At 67.8% G+C, this 3,629-nt stretch carries 4 protein-coding genes; 1 reads left to right on the top strand and 3 read right to left on the bottom strand.

Translation table 11 applies throughout. The features are described from left to right. A partial coding sequence (locus tag GP2_RS22000; RefSeq protein ID WP_217997259.1) for a hypothetical protein occupies positions 1-364 on the bottom strand: 364 nt, incomplete at its 3' end. A gap of 23 nt (positions 365-387) precedes the next feature. Between GP2_RS22000 and GP2_RS20675 the strand changes: the two genes are divergently transcribed. Continuing rightward, entirely contained in the window at positions 388-594 is a 207-nt protein-coding gene (locus GP2_RS20675) for a hypothetical protein (protein ID WP_006902603.1), read from the top strand. A gap of 52 nt (positions 595-646) precedes the next feature. Here the strand turns inward: GP2_RS20675 and GP2_RS20670 are convergent, their stop codons facing one another. Together GP2_RS20670 and phoH2 are read right to left on the bottom strand one after the other, a co-directional pair. Further along, entirely contained in the window at positions 647-1,684 is a 1,038-nt protein-coding gene (locus tag GP2_RS20670) for a L,D-transpeptidase family protein (protein WP_006902602.1), read from the bottom strand. Between the two features lie 289 nt (positions 1,685-1,973). Then, positions 1,974-3,281, bottom strand: coding sequence for an RNA 5'-3' helicase PhoH2 (gene phoH2, locus GP2_RS20665; RefSeq protein ID WP_006902601.1), 1,308 nt, complete (start codon positions 3,279-3,281; stop codon positions 1,974-1,976). Between the last annotated feature and the right edge of the window lie 348 nt (positions 3,282-3,629).

Genomic DNA, 3,629 nt, shown 5'->3' with positions numbered 1-3,629 from the left:
GCCACAAAAGGTGGGAAATTCGCGATTTTCCCCTGCCAATCAGTTCTCGTCGAACGAGACGAATCACGTCGTCGACAACCGGACCGACACCGCGCTGCTCGACCACCCGATGCACGGAATCGCCGATACCGGCAGTCCACGGCACCCACGGCCACCCGCTGGACCACACCGGTGAATCAGCCCGATCGACCCGTGCATGAATCTCCACGGACACCCGGAAAGACAATTCACCACTCCGGCGATCCGTATCAGAGACCGTTGCCGGAATTGACTGTAACGGTGTCCTCCGATCGAACGAAATGCCAGTTGGACTGCCATTCAGGCCTATGAGATCCAGGTCATATTTCGGCACACTGGAAACCATCGATCGTCCGAGAGGAAGAATCCATGACAGCCGTCTCACCCCTGTCACCCGAGACCGAGGGCTCGGCAGACCGGTACTGCGACAGCTGCGGGCGCGTCTTCACGGTGCATCGAAATGTCCCCCAAGAGGGAATCGACGATCTGGCCCGTGCATCCGGCTGGCATATCGGGGCCGAGGAGATCTTCTGTCCCGGCTGCCGCCAGGCCCGGTTCAGCATCAGCGACGCCTGAGACACGCGGGCCTCAGGCGTCGCTCGACGTTTCGTGAGCCGTCAGGCGCGGGTCAGCCCGCGACCCCGGCACCGAGTGCGGTCCCGAGCCCGAACAGCGAGGGCGCCACTTCGACCAGCTGCGAGAGCAGAGCGGTCAGCAGGTCCGCGCCGGGCGCCTCGGGGGACGACGGCGGCGTGGTGCCCGGGGTTGTCTGAGGGGTGGCCCCGGGGGCCTCGGGAGACGTCGGCGGCGTGGTGCCCGGAGTTGTCTGAGGGGTGGCCCCGGGGGCCTCGTCGGCCGGCGCCTCCTGGTTCACCCCGATGGTGATCTTCGGGTTCTTGGCCGGGTCGAGCCAGACGAGCACGTCCTTCATGACCTCGCGCTCGATGGCGACACACCCCATGGTCGGCTGATTGTTCGAGACGTGCAGGAACATGGCCGAGGCCTTGCCCGGAATCCGCTGCGGGTTGTGCGCGATGTTGACCGCGTAGTCGTACACCGGACCCGAGTTGTACAGGTTCTCGCTGTCACCGCCGGGGCTCTGCGCCTGGCGGACATGGGTGTTGTACGTCGGAGACTTCGGATTCGAATCCCACCAGTCCTGCTGATCGACCTTGATGTAGGGCATCTTGGTGCCCGGGTTCTCCTGCCGGCCGAACGCCTGATCGAGCGCGAAGGTCCCCTGCGGCGTGCGGTAGACGTTGTCCTGCGGCTCCCCCATGCCCAGTTCACCCAGGTAGGCCTCGGTCGGGCCGATCACCGGCTTCCAACTGCCGTCCGCGCCGCGCTCGAACGCGGTCAGCGTGCCCTTGTTGTCGGTCGCCTTCGGCGCGGTGACGATGATCATCTGCGAGGTGTCACCCCCGGCGCCGGCGCCGGGGGCGCCGGGGCCCTCACCGTCCGCCGATCCAGTGTCCCCGGCGAGCTTGTCGAGGATCTCGTCGAACAGGCCGATGCCCAGGCCTCCCGGGCCCGTGCCCGGCAGAGACGGGGTCGCCGGAGTGGTCGGCGTCGACGGAGTGGTCGTTTCCGGTTCGGCGAATGCATGGCCCGCTCCACCGGCACAAGCAGCCAGCACCGCGATCACCACTAGTCCCAATAACCTCATTCGCCTCATCAGTAACTTCAGCACCACACCAGTGTGACAGTGCGCAAGAGGCCGTGAGTCACGTGACGATCACGGTGCCGTCAGGATCGGATCAAGAGACCGCCGAACACGAGAAGGCCGCGCCGAGCCCTGTCCCAGGACCCGGCGCGGCCTCTACGGTCGAAGGGGTGTGCCCGCCCGCTCGCTACGCTCCCGGCGCAGCCACAACCCGCCCGCTCGCTACGCTCCCGGCGCAGCCACAACCCGCCCGCTCGCTACGCTCCCGGCGCAGCCACAACCCGCCCGCTCGCTACGCTCCCGGCGCGGAGGGGCCGAACTCCTCCAACATGTCCGTCACCAACGCCGCGATCGGCGACCTCTCGCTGCGCGTGAGCGTGATGTGGGCGAACAGCGGATGCCCCTTGAGCTTCTCGATCACGGCCGCGACCCCGTCGTGCCGGCCGACGCGCAGGTTGTCGCGCTGTGCCACGTCGTGGGTGAGGACCACGCGCGAACCCGAGCCCAGCCGCGACAGCACCGTCAGCAGCACATTGCGTTCCAGCGACTGCGCCTCGTCGACGATGACGAACGAGTCGTGCAGCGACCGGCCCCGGATGTGGGTCAGCGGCAACACCTCGAGCATCCCCCTGCTCAGGACCTCGTCGATGACCTCCGGCGAGGCGAGCCCCTCCAGGGTGTCGAACACGGCCTGTGCCCACGGCCCCATCTTCTCCGACTCTCCGCCGGGCAGGTAGCCGAGTTGCTGGCCGCCGACCGCGTACAGGGGCCGGAAGACCACGACCTTGCGCTGGGTCCGGCGCTCGAGAACCGCCTCCAGGCCTGCGCACAGCGCGAGCGCCGACTTGCCCGTGCCCGCCTTGCCGCCGAGCGACACGATCCCGACGCTGTCGTCGAGCAGCAGGTCCAACGCCACCCGCTGTTCCGCCGACCGGCCGTGCAGCCCGAAGGCCTCCCGATCACCACGAACGAGCTGGACACGCTTGTCCTCGTTCACCCGTCCGAGAGCGCTCGACGAGGAGCTGAGCAGGCGGACACCGGTGTGACACGGCAGCTCCCGCGCCTCGTCGATGTCCACGACGCCCTCGGCGAAGAGGTCGTCGATCGTGGACGTCTCGACGTCGAGCTCTGCCATGCCCGACCAGCCGGACACCACGACGTCCTGGGCGTGGTACTCGTCCGCGTCGAGGCCCACGGCACCCGCCTTCACCCGCAGCGGAGTGTCCTTGGACACCAGCGTGACGTCCTTGCCCTCGGCGCGGAGGTTGAGGGCGCACGCCAGGATGCGCGAGTCGTTGCTGTCGGTGCGGAAACCCGCGGGCAGCACCGCCGGATCGGTGTGGTTGAGCTCCACCTGCAGCGTGCCGCCCTCGGAGCCGATCCCGATCGGGAGGTCGAGCCGACCATGGGCCAGACGCAGGTCGTCGAGCAGGCGCAACGCCTCACGCGCGAACCAGCCGAGCTCATGGTGGTGACGTTTGCCCTCGAGTTCGCTGATCACCACGAGTGGCAGGACCACCTGGTGTTCGGCGAACCGCATGACCGCCCAGGGATCGGACAGCAGCACGGAGGTGTCGAGGACGTAGGTGCGTGTGGTCACGTGGGGCTCCTACGTTCGTGCGGCGCCCGCACAAACCAGTTCTGTAGTCGACCGGCCGGTCCGAATGTCTGTGCCCGGCGTCAGCCGAACCGGACGAGGACCGGGGCCGGCCCCCTCGCGATGCTGGTGCAAATCACGAATCGAACCTCCCGGACGGATCGCTTCCCCGCGGTCCGTCACCCGCCAACGTACGCGCGATGTGCACGCGCGGCGCGCCGAGATCAGGTGTGTCGGCGTGAATTTCGCGTAAACGGGGGTATCGTCGGCCCCAGGGACGCAAACGGCGCCACCAGGACTTTTCTCGTCCTGATGGCGCCGTGTCGTCTGAGTGGACGGCGTCCGCGCGGG

The sequence above is a fragment of the Gordonia paraffinivorans NBRC 108238 genome (assembly GCF_000344155.1).
Classification (GTDB): domain Bacteria; phylum Actinomycetota; class Actinomycetes; order Mycobacteriales; family Mycobacteriaceae; genus Gordonia; species Gordonia paraffinivorans.
The sequence above is the reverse complement of the archived record's forward strand: the minus strand, read 5'-3'. Positions and strand labels throughout refer to the sequence as shown.

Excerpts from the sequence above, each read along its gene's own strand:
- GP2_RS20670 (WP_006902602.1), bottom strand. The coding sequence starts at position 1,684 with ATGAGGTTATTGGGACTAGTGGTGATCGCGGTGCTGGCTGCTTGTGCC.
- GP2_RS20675 (WP_006902603.1), top strand. The coding sequence starts at position 388 with ATGACAGCCGTCTCACCCCTGTCACCCGAGACCGAGGGCTCGGCAGAC.